20 protein-coding genes are annotated in these 21,069 nt (G+C 65.8%); 14 read left to right on the forward strand and 6 right to left on the reverse strand.

All coding sequences use genetic code 11. From position 1 onward, the window contains the following. Together ACFU4Z_RS28215 and ACFU4Z_RS28220 are read right to left on the reverse strand one after the other, a co-directional pair. Positions 1 to 3,310, reverse strand: a 3,310-nt coding sequence (locus ACFU4Z_RS28215; protein WP_379068529.1) for an amino acid adenylation domain-containing protein, incomplete at its 3' end; no start/stop codon positions are given. Positions 3,311 to 4,321: 1,011 nt separating this feature from the next. Further along, positions 4,322 to 4,963, reverse strand: coding sequence for a class I SAM-dependent methyltransferase (locus ACFU4Z_RS28220; RefSeq protein ID WP_379068532.1), 642 nt, complete (start codon positions 4,961 to 4,963; stop codon positions 4,322 to 4,324). 482 nt (positions 4,964 to 5,445) lie between these two features. Between ACFU4Z_RS28220 and ACFU4Z_RS28225 the strand changes: the two genes are divergently transcribed. From ACFU4Z_RS28225 to ACFU4Z_RS28250, 6 genes are all read left to right on the forward strand, one after another. Beyond that, positions 5,446 to 5,835 (forward strand): MmcQ/YjbR family DNA-binding protein, encoded by a 390-nt coding sequence (locus tag ACFU4Z_RS28225; RefSeq protein ID WP_379068535.1) that lies wholly within the window; start codon positions 5,446 to 5,448, stop codon positions 5,833 to 5,835. 104 nt (positions 5,836 to 5,939) lie between these two features. Further along, positions 5,940 to 6,365: a pyridoxamine 5'-phosphate oxidase family protein gene (locus tag ACFU4Z_RS28230; RefSeq protein WP_379068537.1), complete on the forward strand. Its 426-nt coding sequence runs from the start codon at positions 5,940 to 5,942 to the stop codon at positions 6,363 to 6,365. A 153-nt stretch (positions 6,366 to 6,518) separates the two neighbouring features. Further along, positions 6,519 to 7,181, forward strand: a complete 663-nt coding sequence (locus tag ACFU4Z_RS28235; protein ID WP_379068540.1) for a hypothetical protein — start codon at positions 6,519 to 6,521, stop codon at positions 7,179 to 7,181. Then, entirely contained in the window at positions 7,178 to 7,531 is a 354-nt protein-coding gene (locus tag ACFU4Z_RS28240; protein ID WP_379068542.1) for a hypothetical protein, read from the forward strand. Before ACFU4Z_RS28235 ends, ACFU4Z_RS28240 begins: the two co-directional genes overlap by 4 nt. 142 nt (positions 7,532 to 7,673) lie before the next feature. Next, on the forward strand, positions 7,674 to 7,820 hold the full coding sequence (locus ACFU4Z_RS28245; RefSeq protein ID WP_379068545.1) for a hypothetical protein: 147 nt from the start codon (positions 7,674 to 7,676) through the stop codon (positions 7,818 to 7,820). 83 nt (positions 7,821 to 7,903) lie between these two features. Further along, positions 7,904 to 8,548 (forward strand): LysE family translocator, encoded by a 645-nt coding sequence (locus ACFU4Z_RS28250; RefSeq protein ID WP_379068548.1) that lies wholly within the window; start codon positions 7,904 to 7,906, stop codon positions 8,546 to 8,548. Between the two features lie 9 nt (positions 8,549 to 8,557). Here the strand turns inward: ACFU4Z_RS28250 and ACFU4Z_RS28255 are convergent, their stop codons facing one another. After that, positions 8,558 to 10,156 carry an ABC transporter substrate-binding protein gene (locus ACFU4Z_RS28255; RefSeq protein WP_379068551.1) on the reverse strand — a complete coding sequence of 533 codons (1,599 nt, stop codon included), beginning with the start codon at positions 10,154 to 10,156 and terminating at the stop codon, positions 8,558 to 8,560. Positions 10,157 to 10,399: 243 nt separating this feature from the next. Here ACFU4Z_RS28255 and ACFU4Z_RS28260 point away from each other — a divergent pair, with 243 nt between their 5' ends. From ACFU4Z_RS28260 to murQ, 5 genes are all read left to right on the forward strand, one after another. Continuing rightward, the gene (locus ACFU4Z_RS28260; protein ID WP_379068554.1) at positions 10,400 to 11,338 is read left to right on the forward strand and encodes a BadF/BadG/BcrA/BcrD ATPase family protein; all 939 of its coding nucleotides are present in this window, start codon (positions 10,400 to 10,402) and stop codon (positions 11,336 to 11,338) included. A gap of 72 nt (positions 11,339 to 11,410) precedes the next feature. Continuing rightward, positions 11,411 to 12,940 (forward strand): sodium:solute symporter, encoded by a 1,530-nt coding sequence (locus ACFU4Z_RS28265; protein ID WP_379068557.1) that lies wholly within the window; start codon positions 11,411 to 11,413, stop codon positions 12,938 to 12,940. Further along, entirely contained in the window at positions 12,940 to 14,100 is a 1,161-nt protein-coding gene (locus ACFU4Z_RS28270; protein WP_379068560.1) for an anhydro-N-acetylmuramic acid kinase, read from the forward strand. Before ACFU4Z_RS28265 ends, ACFU4Z_RS28270 begins: the two co-directional genes overlap by 1 nt. A 3-nt stretch (positions 14,101 to 14,103) precedes the next feature. Beyond that, entirely contained in the window at positions 14,104 to 14,967 is an 864-nt protein-coding gene (locus ACFU4Z_RS28275; protein ID WP_379068563.1) for a MurR/RpiR family transcriptional regulator, read from the forward strand. Between the two features lie 85 nt (positions 14,968 to 15,052). Further along, entirely contained in the window at positions 15,053 to 15,946 is an 894-nt protein-coding gene (gene murQ, locus ACFU4Z_RS28280) for an N-acetylmuramic acid 6-phosphate etherase (protein ID WP_379068566.1), read from the forward strand. Between the two features lie 190 nt (positions 15,947 to 16,136). Here murQ and ACFU4Z_RS28285 read toward each other — a convergent pair whose 3' ends face one another. Continuing rightward, a complete protein-coding gene (locus ACFU4Z_RS28285; RefSeq protein ID WP_379068568.1) occupies positions 16,137 to 16,856 on the reverse strand; it encodes an esterase/lipase family protein in 720 nt (239 codons plus the stop codon). A gap of 112 nt (positions 16,857 to 16,968) precedes the next feature. On the opposite strand from ACFU4Z_RS28285, the gene ACFU4Z_RS28290 reads away from it, so the two are divergent. Continuing rightward, on the forward strand, positions 16,969 to 17,628 hold the full coding sequence (locus tag ACFU4Z_RS28290; protein ID WP_379068571.1) for an RraA family protein: 660 nt from the start codon (positions 16,969 to 16,971) through the stop codon (positions 17,626 to 17,628). A gap of 33 nt (positions 17,629 to 17,661) precedes the next feature. Here the strand turns inward: ACFU4Z_RS28290 and add are convergent, their stop codons facing one another. Next, positions 17,662 to 18,687 carry an adenosine deaminase gene (add, locus tag ACFU4Z_RS28295; protein WP_379068574.1) on the reverse strand — a complete coding sequence of 342 codons (1,026 nt, stop codon included), beginning with the start codon at positions 18,685 to 18,687 and terminating at the stop codon, positions 17,662 to 17,664. A gap of 235 nt (positions 18,688 to 18,922) precedes the next feature. On the opposite strand from add, the gene ACFU4Z_RS28300 reads away from it, so the two are divergent. Next, positions 18,923 to 19,780, forward strand: coding sequence for a helix-turn-helix domain-containing protein (locus ACFU4Z_RS28300; protein WP_379068577.1), 858 nt, complete (start codon positions 18,923 to 18,925; stop codon positions 19,778 to 19,780). After that, positions 19,777 to 20,592: a DUF998 domain-containing protein gene (locus ACFU4Z_RS28305; RefSeq protein WP_379068580.1), complete on the forward strand. Its 816-nt coding sequence runs from the start codon at positions 19,777 to 19,779 to the stop codon at positions 20,590 to 20,592. Before ACFU4Z_RS28300 ends, ACFU4Z_RS28305 begins: the two co-directional genes overlap by 4 nt. 9 nt (positions 20,593 to 20,601) lie before the next feature. On the opposite strand, the gene ACFU4Z_RS28310 is transcribed toward ACFU4Z_RS28305, so the two are convergent. Next, positions 20,602 to 20,901, reverse strand: coding sequence for a DUF1992 domain-containing protein (locus ACFU4Z_RS28310; RefSeq protein ID WP_379068583.1), 300 nt, complete (start codon positions 20,899 to 20,901; stop codon positions 20,602 to 20,604). Positions 20,902 to 21,069: the final 168 nt, after the last annotated feature.

Genomic DNA, 21,069 nt, shown 5'->3' on the forward strand with positions numbered 1-21,069 from the left:
CTCTACAACAACCCGGGGGGTTGGGGGGCGCGGGGGCCCCATCTCGCGCCCAACCCCCGCCCGGGGGGGGGGGGGCGGGGGGGCGGGCCCCCCCCCCCCCCCCGCCGCCGGGCAGCTCCTCCAGTGCCGGTGCCGCGTCGGCCACCTCGGTGGCGACGGCAGCCAGGCCTGCGACGGTCTTGCGCTCGAACACATCCCGCACGGTGAATACCAGTCCGGCCGCCTTCGCCCGCGCGACCAGCTGTACCGCGACGATGCTGTCGCCGCCGAGCGCGAAGAAACTCTGCTCCGCTCCCACCGCATCCACGCACAGGACCTCCGCGAACAGTCGGGCGAGCAGGTGTTCGCGCGGTGTCGCGGGCGGGCGCGACACCTGCTCGCGCGCGCTGAAATCTGGGGCGGGCAATGCGGCGCGATCCACCTTGCCCGCGGTGGTCAGCGGCAGCTCGTCGAGCAGCACTACCGCCGAGGGCACCATGTACTCCGGCAGGAAATCGGCGGCGAAGATCTTCAAGTCGACCGGGTCCGGCGCGGTATCCGGCTTGGGCGACACGTAGGAGACGAGCACGGTGCCGCCCGCCGGTGTGGTGGCGGGGACAGTGACCGCCCTCGCCACCTCGGCGTGACGCTCCAGGCAGCGGTCCACCTCGCCTGGCTCGATGCGCAGGCCGCGAATCTGCATCTGCATGTCGCTGCGGCCGAGAAATTCCAGTTCGAGGCCGAGGCCGTGGTCGGCCCACCGCATCACGTCACCGGTGCGATACATCCTTGTGCCGGGTGCGGCGAACGGCGCGGCCACGAAATGCGCTGCGGTGAGGGCGAATCGACCGAGGTAGCCGCGGGCCAGGCCGGGGCCGGTCAGGTACAGCTCACCGGCGACGCCCACAGGGACGGGACGTAGTCTGCGGTCGAGAACGGCGGCCGTCATCCCGGGCATCGGCCCGCCGATCGCGATCGGGGCATCCTGGTGCATGGGGTCGGGCATGGTCGCGGCGATGGTGGTCTCGGTGGGCCCGTAGCTGTTCACCAAGCGAACCCGGAAGGCCCAATGCGACACCAGGTCTGCCGGGCACACGTCCCCGCCGACGATGACCGCACGCAGCGCGGGCACCTCGTCTGGGTCGATCGAGGCGAGCACGGCCGGGGCAACCGAGAGCTGGGTGACCTCGTTGCTGCGCAGCGCCGCGGCGAACTCCGGTCCCGCATAGGCCTGCGGCGGCACGATCACCGAGGTGGCCCCGCAGGCGAAGGCCACGAGCAGTTCCTCGATGGAGGAGTCGAAACTGGGCGAATCCGCGTGCCCGAGCCGGGAAGTCACGTCGACGTTCAGCGCGCGGCGCGACTCAGCGACCAACGTTGCCAGTCCGCGATGGGAAACGGCCACACCCTTGGGCGATCCGGTGGATCCGGAGGTGTAGATCACGAACACGGTGTTGTCGAGGCGGATCGGGGCGTGGCGATCGGTGTCGGCGATCGGGGCCGCATCCTGCCGCGCGCACAGCGTTTCGACGCCCGCGTCGTCCAGGACGAGCCAGTCGATGCCGCCGGGCAGCCCCGCCTGCGCGTCGGCGACGGTCAATCCGATGACCGCGCCGCAATCGGAGAGCATGTGGGCGATCCGATCCGCGGGCAGCATCGGGTCGATCGGGACGAAGGCCGCGCCGGTTTTCGCCACGGCCCATACCGCGAGTACCGAGCGCACGGACCGTCCGATCACGATGGCGACCGCGCGCTCCGGGCCCGCACCGCGCGCGATGAGCAGCCGGGCCAGCCGGGTCGAGCGCGCATCGAGCTCGGTGTAGGTCAGCTGTGTATCGTCCGAGACAACCGCGGCGCCGTGCGGATTGCGGCGCACACCCTGTGCGAGTAGCTCCGGGAACGACTGCGGCGCAACCGGATCCGCTCCCCGCACGGGCGTCAGCTCGGCGTACTCGCCAGGGTCGAGCAGTTCTACCGACGACACCGCCCGCTGCGGCCCGGCTGCGAGGAATCGGCGCAAGTAGCCGACGAACCGCCGATGGTGGCGCGCCAGCTCCGCCTCGGTGTACAGATTCGGGTTGGCTTGGAAGTCGATATTGGTGCTCTCGCCGCCGATGCCCGGATACAGATTGACGAACAGGTCGTCGATGATCCCCGAGGTGAGCACCCGCAACCGACCGACGGCTTCGCCGACGACCACCTTGGTATCGAATGCCATGATGTTGACCGAGGGGCCGAAGCCTGCGACCTGATCGCTGGCGTAGCCGAGGTCTCGGAAGATGTCTTCCTGGCGGTAGCGCTGCCTGCGTAGCGCACCGGTCAGCTCGTGCTGAGTGGCACGGATGGCCTCGCCGACCGTGATCTCTTCGTCCATGGTGAGGCGCAGCGGCACGACATTGGCCACCATGCCGCCGGAGTGCCGTAGTGCGGCGGTGGTGCGCGCCGAAACGGGCAGGCTCAGCAACACGTCGTCGCTCTCGCTGTCCCTGGCGCCGCTCGTGACTCGGGATAGATACGCCGCGAACGCGGCGACCAGGACCGGCGCCGGGCTAGAGTTCGCCGCACGAGCCACTGATTCGAGCAGCTCGACGGTTTCCTGCGGCAGGGTAGCGCTCACCAGCAGCGGATGCGCATCCGCCGCTGCGACAGCGCCGGACAGGCTCACCGCGGCCGGCGCACCATCCAGCCGCTGGGCCCAGTACGCACCATCGGCACGAAAGCGTTCGGAATCGCGGTAGGCGGCGTCGGCGGCGACGATGTCGGTCAGGGACTGCGCCCGCGACGGCGGCTCCGGCAAGCCGGTGACTGCGGCTGTGTAGAGCTCGGCGATCCGGCCGACCATCGTCGCGGCCGCGTAGCCGTCCAACGCGATATGGTGGATCCGGCAGTACCACAGCCAGGTGTCGTCGGCGATGCGCAGACCGGCGGCCTTCACCAGGTGGTCGTGCAGGAGATCCAGTGGCGCGGTGTAGTCGGCGTGCATCCATTCGCTGGCCGCCCGCATCGGATCCGGTTCCGCACGTAGATCAACGATCGTCGGCTCGGTCTCCATCGTGGGGTCCACCGTCTGGTACGGGATGCCGTCGATCTCGATAAGACGCAGGTACCCGGTGCCGAACTCACGTCCCGCCTGACGACTCGCGGCTATCATTGCCTCGAGGTCGATGTCGCCGGTGGTCTCGATGTACTGAGCCATGGAGATCGGGACTGACCGGGCGACTTGCTGTGCGAACCAGATGCCACGCTGCGCCGCCGAGAGCGGAAACGGCCCGGCCTCCATATCCCTCGTCGTCGTGGGATCGGTGTCTACATCCGCCGGTCGGTGCCGCATGTGTTCCTCGTTCGAGCTATTCCTTGCCACCCACCATCGGGGACAACCACGCTCCCGCAAATCGCTGCATTCAAATATATCGCTGCACGCGTCTTACATCCCGAAACCACTGTCTGGACGACGTTCCGAGGGGTGCCGTATCCCGCATCATGTCTTGGACGTACGACCTGCCTGGACCGAAGCCCCAAATTCCGCCTACTAGTGGATCGTGCCACCAACGTTCACGTGTTACACGATAAAACGAAATGCGATGTGGCGAGAAGTTCAATTCGGCGGCGAAACGACCGAAAATCTCGCCGATCCAGAGACGGAAACGACTACATGACCAGCCGTCACCGATCTTGTTCAGCGTCACACCACCGCGCTAGAAGTCGGAGATTCGGTCTTCGACCGGCCGCAATCGACAGCGAGCACGGCGAGATGTCGACGCGGAACACCATCCGGTGACAAGAAATTTCCGCTGGTGGAGTCGGTGCGCATAGATGGTCGCGTCCCGCAGCAGATCCCCGGTGCCGGATTCGGGCTCGATCTAAAGACGAGGTTTATGCTTCCCCGTATCGACCTACGGCATGACCAGAAGCGGGTTGAGCCCACCAAAGAGGCCGCTCGTCGCGAATCCGCAGCGAGAATCCGACGACCGCAGCGCCATAGCATTGCGTGTCGTATTCCATCGCGCATGCAACTATCGCCCCGGCACTCTCGTCTGGGATGAATCTGCTCAGCGACTTGTGGTCGTACACCACCAACATCGGCCGTACATAATTGGGCGCGAGCTATCGGCGCTTCATATTACTGGAAAATAAACACAGAGCGCATACTTCGCGCCACCTTGATTAATCAAGTCTTGTTCGTCGACTTGGGGGTTCGCTCCTTTCCTCAGGAATCACATTGGGGCACGCGTAGATTAGCAACGGAGATCGTAGGCGGCAGAACATAGCCGTCCGCAATCCCTGCTCGTCCTCCGAATGTGTCTGTGTGACAAAACAATCAGGCGAGCTCGCCTTTTCGCTGCTACCTCTCGGCTCGGCGCACCCTGGCCAACCAAGCCGCTTCGTCGACCACGCTGCCGGGGGCGAGTCCGAGTTCCTCGGCCTCGGTAACAACCTGGGTGACACGCCCACGGTAGCGAACGGGCTGCAATTCCTCGAGCACCCAGCCGTTACCGAACGCGTCCACAATGGCCTCGCGGCCGATGCGCGGTCCGAAACCCGGTTCGGCGGTCGAGAGAGCGAGGATATGCACCAGTCCACCAGGTTTGCACACCCGGTGCAGACTGCGGACGTAGTCGGTCGGGTCGCCGTTTTCGTGCGCGAAGACGTGAAACAGCGCGCTGTCGATGATGGTGTCGTAGCGGGGTTCGCGGCCGAGATCCAGCGCATCGGCGACCTCGAAACGCGCAGAGACGCCGTGTGCCTCGGCATTCGCCGTGGCGTAGGCGATCGCGCTCGGCGACAGATCCACCCCGAGCACGTCATAGCCGAGCCGGGCCAGATGAATGGTGTGCTCACCGGCGCCACACCCGACATCGAGCACCGCGCCGCGCACCATGCCCTGTGCGATCACATCGACGATAGCGGGCTGCGGCTCTCCGATCACCCACGGCGCGGCACCACTGTCATAGACGGAATTCCAGAATTCGGCAGGTCGAATCATGCCTCCAGTGTCCAACCTCAACTTCGATTCATGTCAATACGCGGTCGCGTCGTTCTCGGCCGTGACCGCGGCCGAATCTCGCTGATACAGGACGAGGGCCCCTTCTCTCACCTCGCGTCGGGCCCCGTCGCGGTGCCGTGCCATCGCTCTGTGAGACGCCTCGCTGGACAGCCGGAATTGCGCTGAGATCGATGCGTCAGCGACGATGCGCCATGTCGTACCACTCGTGGGGAACCGACCAATCCCACCGCGCGGCAGGCTGTGTGCCGCCGGGATCGCTGCGAGCCCACTCCGCATAGCATCGCGCCGATCCGCCGAAGCACGCTCCGCACAGGATCAATCCTCGAAGCAGGTGGCGCCACAGGGCACGGCCTGAAATGCGTCGCGGCATCGCGACCTCCTCGACGGTGACGGCCGTTCCGAATACAGACATAGCCTCAGGTCACGGACGATACCGCCGGGTGGCCCCGCAGGAATGCGAAATGAAAGTTGTCGGTACTCAGTGGCACGATCGGCGCATGGTCACCGTCGAGGACGTGCGCGGCCTTGCACTCACCCTCCCCCGTTCCTACGAGGCGGTCGTGGCGGACCGCATCAAGTTCCGCGTCGGCCGGATCGTGTATCTCGCTTTCTCCCGCGACGAGTCGGTCATGGGCTTCGCCTTTCCCAAGCAGGAACGCGCCGCGCTCATCGCGGCCGAACCGGAGAAGTTCCGGATGCCGCGAGTATCGGATCAGCGCTACAACTGGCTCGACTGCTGGACGGCCGCCATCGACGATCAAGAGATGCGCGAACTCGTCATCGACGCGTGGCGCATGGTGGTGCCGAAGTTTCTGCACGATCACCCGAGCACGTCCACGTCTGACTCGTAGTCCGGCTCCTATCCATCGCGCCCACGGCTCCTCGGCTCGGCCGCTGCGGCGTCGGCACCGGGCGATCGCGCCGCCGAGGCCGTGCCGACGGGTTAATCTCGGGCATGCCAACTACGTTGCCTGCCAAGGCTGTCGGTGCGATCAACGGCGGATTGCTCGCCCATCTCGTCACGACCAACGCCGACGGCTCGCCGCACGTCCGCTGCGTGTGGACCCGCGCGGAGGCCGACGTGCTCACCATCGGGTCCATGGGTCTGGACAAACGCTATGTCCGCAACCTGCAGCGCGATCCCCGCGTCGCGGTGTCCTATGAATCCGGCCGGATCGACGACTACGGTCTCGCCGAGTACATGGTGGTCGAGGGCAATGCCGTGGTAGCCGGGCCCGGCGGCCGTGAGCTGCTGAACCGACTCGCCAAGTCCTACATCGGACCCGACTCCGACTTCCTCTCCGATCCGGCGGCCGGTGACGGTGACCTCATCCGCGTGACCATCACCAAGGTCAGTGGCATCGGCGACTGGCTGAACTGACTCACCCTCGCGGCCGCGACAACGGCGCCGCCGAGCGTGGCCGCACCCACCCGACCGCTCCAGAACGGGCACTCCACGATGCCATCACTGCCAACGCGCATCGCCTGCACGGACTTCGGCCTTCCGACACCGACTCCCGTTAGCATGCACCTCATGACGCAGAGCCGGAGATGGCGTACGTCGGTGCTGGGAGCCTGCGTGGTCGCGCTGACTGTCACGGGATGCATCGGTGCGGTCGACCGCGGCGACTTCGAGAACCTGGTGCACGAACGGGGCGGCGGGTTGGTGACCACATTGCCGGCCGGGGCGATCGAGGCCTTGCGGGAGCGCTTGGGGGTGGCGGACTTTCAGACCAGCGTCATTCTGCTGACCGCGCCGAACTCGTCACAGTTGCGGATCGTGGTGCCCGATCAGCCGACCCAGCTCACCCGATTCCTCAGCGGGAAACACAACCTTGCCGGCCCGCAGGCGTTGGCGCACTTGCGTATTCGGGTCCCGCAGCATCCGGAGCAGCTCGACGACTACATGTTCGGTCAGGGGTCGCTGAGTAAACCCACGCCGGTGCAGGTGGCGGCGTCCGATGATCTGGACGGGGAGGCGTTCGCGGTGAGCGAGGTGACCGGCTTGTCGCGGATCGAGGACATCGTCGATACTGCACTCGCGCGCAGCGGGCTCGAACAGGGCTATGTATCAACGATTTTGGCGAATCGATTCGGCCGCGACATTCTGATCACGGTCAACGTCACCTCGCCGCGTGCCGCAGCGGTCGCCCAGTTCGACAACGCTGGAGCGTTCATTCGGGTGCAGCGGGTATGAGTCTCAGGAAACTGACGGTGATTCTCGCCGCGATCGCCGCATGCACCGCCCTTGTCGGATGCGTACTGCCGATTGCGATCTGGCCCGGAGAAGCGAAACTGACAGCACCGCTGTTCTGCGCCGAGCCGTACACCGAACCGATGGTCGTATCGGACACCTTCGTCGACTCCGAAGGCACTGGAACAAATTTCACGCTGTACTGCGTGGGCGATCGCGGCCAGTTCACCGATGAGGGCTTCCTGCTGCCATGGCTCGCACTGTGGGCCGCACACACGGTGCTCGCCGTCGTAGTGGTGCTGCTGATCGCCGCATCCCACCGTGCCAGGCCCGAAATTTCCGACCCGCTGTAGTTCGGGCACGGACTGTGGGCCGGTGTTGTCACTGGCCAGTGTCAACACTGACCAGGACGTGCCCTACCTGCGCAAACAGTGGACACCCTCCGGTGCGCAGACGTTGGATCGAACCATTCAGCACAGTGGAGGGAGGTCGACGATGAAGCGTTCCGCGCTCATCCTCGCCACCGCTGGGATAATCCTTGCCGGATCCGGAACAATCGAATTGCTCGACGCCATAGACGGGCCCGCGCAGTCCCCGGTCGTCCATCTGACCGACGACCACACGATCGAAGAGTGCCAGTAGGTCAAACGCCGTTCGCCGGGCCCGACGCTCGTAGCCGCGCGCACAGCGAGTGGAAGACGCGCTGAGCCAAGTAAATTGAGTCCATGAGTGTCTGGATGGGCCTGGTTTCCTTCGCCGCGGTGGCAGGACTGCTCACGCTGGTTCCCGGCGTGGATACCGCACTGGTGCTGCGCGCCGCCATTGTTCGAGGTTCCCACCACGCCTTCGCGACGGCGCTCGGCGTGGGGACCGGTGTGCTGGTCTGGGGCGCGGCCGCGGCGTGCGGCCTCTCGGTGTTGCTGACCACCTCGCATCTGGCCTACACGGTGTTGCGGATCGCAGGCGCGGTGTACCTCGTCTGGCTCGGCGTCAAGACCTTGGTCACGTTGTGGCGCGGGCAGGGGTCCACCGCCGACGCTGAGGACGGCGACGGCGACGCGAGCGGTGGCCTGCTGCGCGCGTGGGCGCGCGGTGCGGCCACCAATCTCCTCAATCCGAAGATCGGCGTCTTCTACATCGCGATGCTGCCCCAGTTCATTCCTCCGGAGGCGCCACACCTGGCGATGGGTGTGGCGCTCGCGGTGGTCCACGACATCGAGGGAATGCTGTGGTTCAGCGTGCTGATATTCGGCGTGCAGTTCACGAGAACGTGGATAGCCCGCCCCTCGGTCAAGCGAGCGATGGAAGCGGTGACCGGCTCGGTCCTGCTGGCATTCGGAGTGAAGCTGGCATTGTCCGAGACGCCGTGAGCATTGTGGCTACTTCTCGATTCCTTCGAAGTCGAACAGTCCGTTCCAGGTGAGCTCAGCCTTCTTCACCCGGTCCGACCGCCCCGCGGCAGCAACGTAATCGAACAGCGGGATGTCGGCCATGTCCCTGATCAGTAGAGCCTGAGCCTGGGCCACGATCTTGTAGGACTCCTCCAGGGTCGCAGCGGCCAGCGCGGCATCGAGCAGGGCGTCCAACTCGGGGTTCTTGTAGTCGACATTGTTGATCGTGGAGAAGCTGTAGTACATGGAGGTCAGGAACTGCAGCATGGTCGGGTAATCGCCCTGCCAGCCGTAACGGAACGCCTTGCCGATGGCCCTCGAATTCACCAGGTCCCGAATATTTTTGAACGTCGGATACGGCGCGCCGACCGCATCGATACCGAGCGTGTTCTTGATGCTGTTCGCGACCGCTTCGACCCACGCCTGGTGGCCGCCGTCGGAGTTGTAGGCGATCTCGTATCGACCCGACCACGGTGACATGGCATCCGCCTGCGCCCACACCTTCTTGGCCTCCTCCGGGTTGTATTTCAATACCTCGGAGCCCGGCAGATTTCCGTTGAAACCGGGCAGGGTGCTCGCGGTGAAATCACGCGCGGGCTTCCTGAGACCCTGGAAGATGTTCTCGGAGATCTGTTCTCGATTGATTGCCATCGACAACGCCTTGCGGCGCAGCAGACCCTCCTCGCCGCCGAAGTGCGGAACATTGGTCTGGATGCCGAGGCACGCTTTGTACGCGATCGGCTTGGTGATCGCTCGGTCGCCCAGATCTTTTTTGTAGGTCGAGAGCGCCGAGTCCGGGATGATGTCGAGGGTATCGAGGTTGCCCGCTTGCAGATCGGAGTAGGCCGTGTCGAACGACTGGTACATCACGAATCGCAGGCCCTTGTTCTTGGCCGGGCGCCCGCCTCGGTAGTCCGGGTTGGGCGCCAGATCGATTTTGACGTTGTGTTCCCATGTTTCGAACTTGTACGGCCCGTTGCCGACCGGGTTCGCGCCGAAGGCCTTCATGTCCTTGAACGCCACCTCGGGCAGCGGATAGAACGCGATGAAGCCCAACGCGGTCTCGAAATCGATGGACGGTTGCTTCAACTCCACGGTGAAGGTTCGGTCGTCGACGACTTTCAGCCCCGACATCGTCTGTGCCGTCGGCTTTTCCGCCGACACCTCGTCGTATCCGAGGATCGGGTCGAACATGGAGCCCTGCAACTGCGCATTGGTGCCGAGTGCACCGTAGTTCCAGGCGTCGACGAACGACTTCGCCGTCACGGTCGTGCCATCGGTGAACTTCCAGTCCGGCTTGATGGTGATCGTGTAGTTCTTCCGATCCGCCGACTTGATCGACTCCGCCACCTCGTCATGGGCTACCCCGTTCGCGTCGTAATACTTCAGACCCGCGAACAGTCGATCGGTGACACGACCACCCATATTCTCGTTGGTATTGGTGGGTACCAAGGGGTTCTGCGGCTCGCCGCCATTGGTCGTGACGATATCGGCGTCGGCATTGTCGCTCGACGAACACGCGGACAGCCCGACGCTTGTGGCAAGCAGGGCCGTCGCGATCAACGCTGTAGCTCTGGTGAATCTCAACGCATTCTCCCGGCTAGAGAAGGAGCGAATCCACGGCACGCACGTGAGGTCGACCACCGCAATGCCGATGTGGTTCGCCTAATGCCCTCGGACAGTAGCGATTCGAACGGGCGTTGTCCTCGGATCCACCGATCATCCGACGCTCTCGGGTGTGGTGCCGCGGCGTCGCACCCGGGCTGCCGGATGACATCCCTGTCACAGTTCGTGCGACCGCACCCTCGGTAACTGCAAAGATAGTGGCTCATGACCAGCTATGTCCTCGCCATCGACCTCGGCAAGACAAGTTGCCGGGGCTCCTTGCGGGTCGACGGCGGCGAGACGCGATACGCCGAGGGGCAGGGCTCCCCCGGTCTCGCGAACGCGGGCGGCGTCGCCGCGGCGGAGCACGCGATCCGCATCGTCATCGACCAGATCGCGCCGACAACGCCTTTCGTACTGTCTGTCGGCGCGGCGGGCGCCGCGTCCGCCCCGGAGGCCGCCGCGGTCCTCGCGCAACACTTGGCCGCGGTGCGCACTGTTTCCTCGGTCGCCGCGGCATCGGTCGCGGTGACCTCCGACGCCGTCACCGCCCACGCGGGAGCGCTCGGCGGATCACCGGGCGTCGTCCTCGCGGCGGGCACCGGAGCCGTCGCGACAGCGGTCGACGCGACGGGACGTTTCACCAGGGTCGATGGTTGGGGACCGTTGCTCGGTGACGAGGGCAGCGGCGGGTGGATCGGTTCCGAGGGCTTGCGTGCCGTATTGCGCGCTCACGACGGCCGCGCTCCACGCACCGCCTTGGTCGACGCGGTCGGCGAACTGTATGGCATCACCCTGGGCGAGTTGCCGAAATACCTGGGGCAACAAGACAATCCGGCTCTGATCGCGGCCCGCTTCGCCCCGTTCGTCGCCACGGCCGCCGCGACCGACGAGACAGCGGCCGCCATTATGACGGCCGCGGGCGGTGCGCTGGCTCGGACGGTCCTCGCCGCGATCGACCGATCCGGTATCCGTCCTCCGGTGCCGTATGCGATCACCGGCGGCCTGCTGAAGCTCGGCGCGGCGTTACTGGACCCGCTCGATCATTCGATAGCGCACGCGATCGATCGCCGGGCGCCGCTGGGTGATCCGATCGACGGCGCGGCACTGCTGGCCCTCGACACCACGACCGCACTCGAAGCGCTGGTGGCGCGAATAGCCTGACAAATATTGACACCACCTGTGTGACGGCTGACACTTATTTGCATTCGTCCGCCGCGTCACCGGGGAGTTGCGATGAACGCACTCAATCTCGCCGTCATCGTCGTCTACCTCGTCGTCGTCGCCTGGATCGGCCTGCGCCTGTCCGGGAAGCAGAAATCCAGCAGCGACTACTTCGTCGGCGAGGGCCGAATGCCCTGGTGGACAGTGTGTTTCTCGGTCGTCGCGACCGAGACGAGCGTGCTCACCGTCATCTCCGTCCCCGGCGGCGCCTACACCGACCAGGGCTTCGGCAATGTCGAGCTGGCGCTGGGCTACATCATCGGCCGTACGATCGTGGCGATCGCCTTGATCCCGCTGTACAAACGCGGCGGCTTCGTCAGCGCCTACCAGTACCTCGAGCTGCGATTCGGCCGCTATCTCCAGGGTGTCGCCTCGGTGACATTCGTCTGCACCCGGCTGCTCGCCGAGGGTGTGCGCCTGTTCGCCTCCGCCATCCCGATCAAGCTGCTGCTCAGTGAGTTCGGCCTGAACATCGGCTACGACGTCATCATCGTCGCACTGACACTGCTGACGGTCGTGTACACCTACCTCGGCGGCATCAAGGCCGTCATCTGGACCGACGCACTGCAGATGGGCCTCTACCTCACCGGAGCGGTCATCGCGATCTGCGTCCTCACCGGCCATGTCGGAGCCGCTGGCTGGTCGGATGCGTGGCACGCAGGCAAGTTCCGTGTCTTCGACACAGATTTCGACCTCGGGCACATCCTCACCAACAGCTTCGCACTGCCGACCGCGATCCTCGGCGGCGCACTCTTCGCCATGGCCTCGCACGGCTCCGATCAGTTGATCGTGCAGCGCATCCTCGCGACGAGGTCACTGCGCGACAGCCAGCGGGCGATGATCGCCTCCGGTGTCTTCGTCGCCCTGCAATTCGCTGCGTTCTCCCTGGTCGGCGCGCTGCTGTGGTCCTACAACGGCGGCAAGACACCCAAAGAACTCGGCCTGTCCAGCGCCGACAGTCTGTATCCCGACTTCATTCTGCACGGACTTCCGGTGGTGATATCGGGGCTGCTGGTCGCCGGAATCCTTGGCGCGGCAATGGGTTCGCTGTCCTCGGCGCTGAACTCGATGGCGAATTCGACCGTCGCGGACATCATTCGCAGCTTCAGCCGTACGGCGATCTCCGATGAGTCGCTGCTGCGGCTGGCGCGGGTCATGACGCTGGTGTGGGCGCTGCTGATGGCGCTGTTCGCCATGGGATTCAGCGCGACGACCGGCAACGTCTACCTCACGGCGCTCACGATCGCGGGATACACCTACGGGGCGCTGCTCGGGGCCTTCCTGCTCGGCCGGCTCGTCGCGCGCGCCAACCAATTCGATGCCATCGTCGCCTTCGTCGTCACCGTGATCGTCATGACGTTCGTCGTGCGGGTCATCAAGATCGATGTCACGGTCGCGGGGAAGGTGACAGAAAAGGGCATCGCCGCTCAGTGGCTGGTGCCGATCGGCGTGCTCGTCACACTGGCGGTCGGCGGTCTCACCAGCCGCTTCCATCCGGCGCCCGCACCCACCGAGCCCGAACCGATCGAGGTGGTGGCCTGATGCGCGTCATCGGGTTGATGTCGGGCACTTCCCACGATGCGATCGACGCCGTCGGCGCGGACATCGTCCTGCAGGACGACACCATGCATGTCCGCGTAGCCGGGCTGCTCAGCCGGCCATATCCCGACCGGCTACGCACAGAACTGATCGCCGCACTGCCGCCCCGCTCGCTCGACATGGCGGCCGTGTGCCGGCTCGATACCGCCATCGGACAGGCGTTCGCGGCTGCCGCCGGTGCGGCCATCGACGAGTTCTTCGACGGCACCGCCGATCTCGTCGCATCACACGGTCAGACCGTCTACCACTGGGTACACGACGGCACCACGCACGGCACGCTGCAGCTCGGGCAGCCCGCGTGGATCGCCGAGCGCACCGGTGTGCCGGTCGTCAGCGACTTCCGCGCACGCGACATCGCCGCGGGCGGACAGGGCGCACCGCTGGTCGGACTGTTCGACGTGCTGTGGCTGGCCGGGCGCCCCGGTCGCTCGGCAGCGCTCAATATCGGCGGCATCGCCAACGTGACCGTCACCGGCGACCCACCGGCGGCGTTCGACACCGGACCCGGCAATGCGCTGATCGATGCGGCGGTCGAGCTCGCCACCGGCGGCAGCGAGCACTTCGACCGCGACGGCGTGCGCGCTGCCCGCGGGATGGTGGACGACTACCTCTTGGAAACCCTTCTCGGAGAGCCCTATTACGACGCCACGCCGCCGAAGACGACCGGCAAGGAGCTGTTCAACAGCGGCTACCTCGAGCGCGTGTTGCAAGACCGCACGCTGGCCGACGACGATATCGTCGCCACCGTGACCGCAGTGACCGCACGCACCATCGCCGATGCCCTCGGCCCCTTCGAACCTACCGAAGTCATCGCCTCGGGCGGCGGAACACGCAACCCCACCCTGATGACGATGGTGCGTGAGCACCTGCGCACCGCGACACTGCGCACCTCCGACGAACTCGGCCTGCCCTCGGCCGCCAAGGAGGCCACGGCGTTCGCCGTACTCGGCTTCCTCACCGCGCACGGGATCGCGGGCAGCCACGCAGCATGCACCGGAGCGGCGCATACGACGGTGCTCGGGTCCCTCACGCCCGGCGCAGCGGGATTCGACTTCCCCGCGGCTGCGACCACGCTCCTGCGACGTCTCACGCTGGCGGGGTGAACCATGGCAGAAGGTGAGGACGTCCGCACCCGGCTACTCGCGGCCATCCCACGGCTCACCCCGAGCGCACTGAAGGTCGCGCGGGTGATTCAACACAACCCTTCCGGCGCCGCGCAGCTGACGGTGAATCAACTCGCGCAGCGGTCCGCGACGAGCACCTCCGCAGTCGTTCGGCTGGCCAAAATGCTCGGCTATGAGGGCTATCCGCAACTGCGTCTCGCACTGGCCGCAACGGGCGCCGAGGACCGGGCACCGGTGTTCGCCACCGACATCGACGCCGACGACGCGCTGTCGAAGGTGCTGCACAAACTGACCGCCTTCGAAACCGAAGGGATGTTGGCGACCGCGGAACTCGCCGATCCCGCGACCATGGAGGCGGTCGTCGACGCGCTGGTCGGGGCGCGGCGTGTACAGCTCATCGGGATCGGAGCGTCCGGGCTCGTCGCGATGGACATGGCGCAGAAGCTGACCAGGATCGGAATGTGGTGCGGTGCTTGTACATCCGAGGACGACGCACTCGTGCAGGCGAGCCTGCTGGAGGCGGGCGACGTGGCTGTCGCCTTTTCGCACTCCGGTGAAACGGCAGGGGTCGTCGACGCGGTGCTTCGCGCGGTGAGCGCCGAGGCGACGACGGTCGCCGTGACGGCCGGAGCCCAGTCGAAGCTGGCTCGTTCGGCCGCACACACAGTACTGGTGGCAGGCCGTGAAGACGGATTCCGTTCCGCGGCGATGGCGAGCCGGATGAGTCAGCTGCTCGTCGTGGACGCGCTCTACGTCGGTGTCCTGCAGCACACGCCGTCGGCGCCTGCGGCCCTGCGCCGAACCTATGACGCGGTCGCGGATCGTCGGACGAAGGAGGTGCGGTGAGCTGCACTTGCGGTGCACTGACAACGTGGGCGGACACCTATGGAGCACGGACCGGGTCGATCTCTCGCGGGACACAGGAGGCGAAGTGCACAACATCGGATCATTGACCACGGAACTACCGAATCCGCGCACCACCGCATTCGACTCGATGCCCGTCATCGAGCTGCTGGCCACGATGAACGCCGAAGACACGGGCGTGGCCGCTGCGGTGGCACAAGCAATTCCGCAGATCGCACGCGCCGTCGAGCTGATCGTCGGGTCACGGCGGCGCGGCGGCAGGCTGATCTATATCGGTGCGGGCACCAGCGGCAGGCTCGGCGTGCTCGACGCGGTCGAATGCCCACCCACCTTCGGCATCGATCCCGGTGAGGTGATCGGGATCATCGCCGGCGGCCCCGAAGCATTCTCGAAGGCAGTGGAGGGCGCCGAAGATGACCCGGCACGCGCCGAACTAGACCTCGCCGCAGCGAATCTCACCACCGCGGACGTCGTCGTCGCCCTGGCGGCGAGCGGGCGAACCCCCTACGCCATCGGGGCGTTGCGCTATGGGCGATCGGTGGGTGCCGCGACCGTCGCGATCTCCTGCAACCGCAATGCCGACGCGAGTGCGCATGCCGACGTGGGCATCGAGATCGAGACCGGCCCTGAGGTATTGACCGGCTCTACCCGGCTGAAAGCCGGCACCGCGCAGAAGATGGTCTGCAATATGCTCTCGACCGCGACCATGGTCCAGGTCGGCAAGGTCTACGGCAACCTCATGGTCGACCTGCACCCGACCAACGCCAAACTCGTGGACCGGGCCCGTCGTATCATCGCCGAGGCCACCGGAGTGGACGCACCCGCTGCCGCAGCCCTGTTGGATGCTGCGGGCGGTCACGCGAAGACCGCCATCGTCATGCAGTTGGCGGGGGTCGACGCGGCAGCCGCCCGGAAACTGCTCGACCGAACACAAGGATTCGTGCGCACCGCCGTCCTGTGAATCGGCCGCCTGGCGCAGTCGAGCCGCGTTCGCGCGGCGGCGCACCGGATCGGCTTTCCTATGCGCGGTCCACTCGATGACGGTGCCCACCGCGATCAGCGATGAGCAGCCGTGTGTCCGCCCGCACCGTGGCCGCTATCAGGTAACCGAGCCATGACCAGCCGATCAGGTTGTCGGATCGCTGGTCACGCTACGGGCAGCTGGTCGTGAGCGGCCCACCCCGCAGCGCGGAATCGATCAGTTCCCGCACCGCGCCGTCGACGGGTTCGTCGGCGTGACCGACCTGCCGTACGGGGCAGAACGACTGGATGCTCCTGTTCGTGGCTCCGGGCAGCGAGTTCGTCTCTCCCCCAGCGCCTTCGGTGAACAAATGGTAGGCGGGCAGGCCGGGCGGCACTGCGGGGTCGGCGTTGAGTTCGGTGAGGAACTCCGATCCCGGAGCGAGGTCGCGACAGCCCTGAGACCACCCCGCGCACAGCCATCCGAGCGGTTCACCGAGTTCGGGCGTGCCGAAGTCGACGTAGGTGCCGACCTCATCCGATCCGCCGAGGAACTTGGCATAGTGCCGTTGGGCCAGGCCACCCATGGAGTGGCCGGCCAGGTCGACGCGCACCGCACCGGTCTCGCGCCGGATCTCCGCAACCTTGTCGGCCACCGCCCGCGCCGAGTCGGCGATCGCCGCGGTTCCGGTCGGGTTGCCGAGCAGCACCATCGAATACGCGCGATACCCGCGCGCGCCGAGCCATGCCCGCAGGCTTTCCAGTTTCCCTTGCTCGGCGTCGTACCCACCGATCACCAACACCGGATGTCGACCGATGGCGGGGGCCGCGACCGCAGGGCCCGCGACCGAACCGACTGCCGCGCACACCATGACGACGGTCAAGCGAACTATCCGAGCAAGCATGAGCATCGACCTGCCTTCATCGACGATCCCCTGGTCCGGCTGAACCTTACCGGTGTGCCACTGACCCGTACGATGCCACCTGGATCACACACGTCGAGCCTCGAAGGGGCATTTGCCGATGCCGCACGACCAGCTGCGCGCGAAATTCCTTGCCGTCGACACCACGGCACTCTGCGACGTCGACAAGGCAACGCGCGTGCTGCACAGCGCGATTCGATCCCGCTCGGCCACCACGAGAATCTTCGGGCCCGCGTACACCGTCCGATGCCGAGACGACTTCTTCGCCGTTCTGCGCGCCATCGAATCCGCTGCGCCAGGCGATGTCATCGTCGTCGACGGCGGCGGCAAGGAGATCGCGCTGGCCGGTGAACTCTTCGCCCGCGGCGCCCTCGCCAGGAAGCTCGGCGGCATCGTCATCGACGGCGGCTACCGCGACATCGCCTACGTCCGCACCTGCGAACTCCCGATCTACAGCCGCTATGTCACCCCTATGGCAGGCACAACCGCAGCCCTCGGCGAACTACAGATCCCGATCACCTGCGGCGGCGTCCCGGTCGCCCCGGGCGAGCTGATCCTCGCCGACGACGAAGGCGTCGTCGTCGTGGATCCCGCCCGCGCCGAGGCCCTCCTGGACGCGGCGGCGGCCGTCAAAGCCGCCGAGGCGGCTGTCATCGCACAGTTGAACGCAGGATCGACCTTGAGTGACGGACTCAATGTCGCCGAACACACCGCGTTGTTGCTCGACGGGGAGCCGTCGTCACTCCGATTCCTGTCCTGATCCCGGCGCGCTGTCGGGTCCGCAGCGCTGTGGTCAGGCTTCGCGGTTCTTCGTGACGTAGTCGTCGATCTCACCGAGGAACGCGTCCAACCGGGCGGGAGTAATCCACGACGCGCGGAAGGAGTTCTTGGCCAGTGCGACCAATCGGTCGGTGTCGAGACCGGCGTGCGCGGCGAGGGCGAGGTAGTTGTCCGCCACGTAGGCGTCGAAGTAGGAAGGGTCATCGCTGTTCACGGTGACCGCGAGCCCCTGGTCGAGCAGAGCGATGATTTCGGTCGACTTCATCTGCTCGGTGACGAACGAATTCGAGACCGGGCAGCAGGTCAGTCCGATGCCCTTGGATTTGGCCAGCTCGACGAGCCGGTCGTCTTCGACGATGTTGGTGCCGTGGTCGAGGCGGTCGACGCCGATGTCCTCCAACGCCTGCCGGATGTGCTCGATGGAGTCGGTTTGGTCGATGTCGCAGTGCATGGTCAGCAGGAAGCCCTCGCGCCGGGCACGGGCGAAAACGGCGGCGAATTTGCTCGGCGGATTACCGCGCTCGTCGGAGTCCAGGCCGACTCCGATGATCCAATCCTTGTACGGCAGCGCTTCGAGCAAGGTCGCCATCGCGTACTCGGCGGAGTAGTCGCGCAGGAAGCACAGGATCAGCTCGGCGGAGATCCCGAACTCCCGGCGCGCCTGCACGATCGCCGACCGGTAGCCGGTGATCACCGTGCCGAAGGCGACACCGCGGCCGGTGTGCGCCTGCGGATCGAAGAACATCTCGACATGGCGGATCCCGTCGGCGTGCGCCCGGGTCAGATAGTCGAACGCGAGGTCGTGAAAGTCCCGCGACTGCTGCAGCACCCGCATGGCCGGGTAGTAGACCTGCAGGAACGATGTCAGATCGTGGAACTTATAGGTCTGTTTGACCTCGGCGACAGACTTCTCCGTCAACTCGATGCCGTTGCGCTGAGCCAGCCGGAACTTCAACTCCGGCTCCAGCGTGCCTTCCAGATGCAGGTGCAATTCGGCCTTGGGCAGGCCCCGAACGAACGCGGCGAGATCCGATGACATGAAGCCATCATCCCCCGCCGACGCCGCCTGACCCGGCTAAGGCATCAGGTCCGCGACGAACTCGTAACGCCGAGGGCGTCGATGGTGATGAAAGCGATGTCACCTCAGAGCTTTACGCAGCTCGGCCGACCGTGGACTTCACCCCGGGCGCACCAGCCCGCCAGGTCGAGGTCATCGATGTCGAGTTGCGTGCGGGTGCTGCGCGGGGTTTTCACGTTTCCGTAGCCTGGACCGGGTGGGAGTTGCGGATATCGGCTGCGGGCCTGGTGTGGGTTGGGATTTCGCGGGTCCGTCCGCTGCCGCGCCGTCGGGTGCCGCGATCATCGGATACCGCGATGTGGGTGGCGCTGGGTTGGACTTGCGGGTTGCCGCGACGACGGCGGTCGCCGTGGTGATCGAGTTCGGGGGTCGCGAACTGATTGTCGACGACGCTGGTGGGCGGCAGGCATTGGGCGGTTTCGTCGTGGGACTTCCCCTGGCGGCCATGCGCATTCGTAGCAGGCAGGCCGAGTGCGTGGAGGTTCGCCTGTCGCCGATCCGGGCGCACTCCCTGTTGGGTATTGCCGCAACCAATCTGGGCCGTGGCGTTGTCCCGTTGGAGGAGCTGTGGGGATCCGAGGTTCGGCGACTGCGCGAGCAACTCGCGGACGCCGGGACCTGGGAGGAACGGTTCGCACTGACGAAATCGTTTCTGGCGCAGCGCGACAGGCCGATGCGGACGCCGGATCCCGAGGTGATCGCCGCGTGGCATCGCATACTCGCCTCCGGTGGCCAGGTGAAGGTCGGCGAGCTCGCCGAATCCCTCGGATGGAGCCGTAAACGGCTGTGGGCGAGGTTCGAATCCCAGATCGGTCTGACACCCAAGCGGGCGGCGATGCTGGTCCGATTCCGGTGCGCGGTCGACGGTTTACTAGCGGGCCGGCCCGCCGCCGACGTCGCTGCGGTGTGTGGGTACACCGATCAGGCTCATCTGTGCCGGGATGTGGCGATCTTCGCGGACCGCACACCGGGGGCGCTGCACGCGGGCAATCTGCCTGTCATCGCCCTGGATCGGTACCGAGCCTGGGGAACATTTTTCCAATCTCCGGGGTGACCGATCGGTCGATAGTGGTGTTCACCTCGGGTGCGGTCGGCGAACCGAACGCAACTCGAACCCTCACCCTGATCGTCGACGAGAGGACACATGTCGTGACCGACACCCTCGGCCCTGCGAAGCCACAGACCGCCCAAACCTCAGCACAACGTACTGGCGAGCAGTCAGCGGCGATGAGACTGCTGCTGGCTTGCGGTGTCATCGCTCCGCTGCTCAACATTGTTGTCATTCTCGTCCTTGGGGCCATACGCCCTGGCTACAACGCCTGGATAGTCCCCGACAGCAACCTCGAACTGGGGCCTGGTGGGTGGATGCAAATAACCAACTACATCGTCACCGGAGCGCTCCTGCTCGCTTTTGCCATCGCGATGAGGCTGCTTCTGCGTACAGGACGTGGTTCCACCTGGGGCCCCATCCTGCTCGGCATCTATGGCCTCACCTTCATCGCCATCGGGCCTATCCTTCCCGACCCGTCGCTGGGTTACCCACCAGGAGCGTCGGAAGCGCTAACCATTCACGGCGCCGTTCATAGTCTCCTTGGTCTGGTTCAGTTCACTTCGCTGACTGCGGCTTGCTTCGTGCTGGCACGGCGCGATGAGGCGCTCGAAAGTCGCGGCTGGTCCCGGTATTCGGTTGCCACTGGCCTGCTGGTCGCCACCTCTTATGTCGCCTTCGTCCTCACCGCCAAATTGGTAGACGGGGGACCAGCGGGGCTCATTGAACGGATTGGGATCATTGCAAGCGGCATGTGGATTGCGCTGTTGGCGATCCGCCTGATGAGCAGACCAGTCCCACGCGTGTCTGTCGAATAGATGGGGCTGTCAGAACTCAGGTTCCTCCTGGCCTTCTCCTACCCGCCGGTTCAGCTCGGTCACCGTCTCGCGCACCTGCCGTTCGGTGTCCAATTCGCGCACGGCCTCCGGCAGTCGCTCCACATCACGACGCAACAGCAATGACGGCGGCAGCATCGCATCGGCGCTCGCCTCTTCGCGCCGCAGGTAGTTCTTCAGCCACCAGTTCTCGTCATCCACACCACCGGAGCCTGGAATAGGCTTTCCCGCGCCGAGCAGGTTCTGGAACTCCCCACGCTCGGTGCCTCGCGGATCTGCTTGTCGATCCACGATTCGAAGGAAACGCCCAACGGCTTGCGCTCGGTCATCGCCACAATTTCGACGGCACGTGCATACCTCGATACTACGGACGGAGCGGCATCGGACGCCGTGCCGAGATGTTTGTCGTGACCGACCTCGACGCGTGGTCGTGTTCGGCACGGTGGGGAGCAGACTCGG

Source organism: Nocardia sp. NPDC057440, from assembly GCF_042802915.1.
GTDB lineage: Bacteria > Actinomycetota > Actinomycetes > Mycobacteriales > Mycobacteriaceae > Nocardia.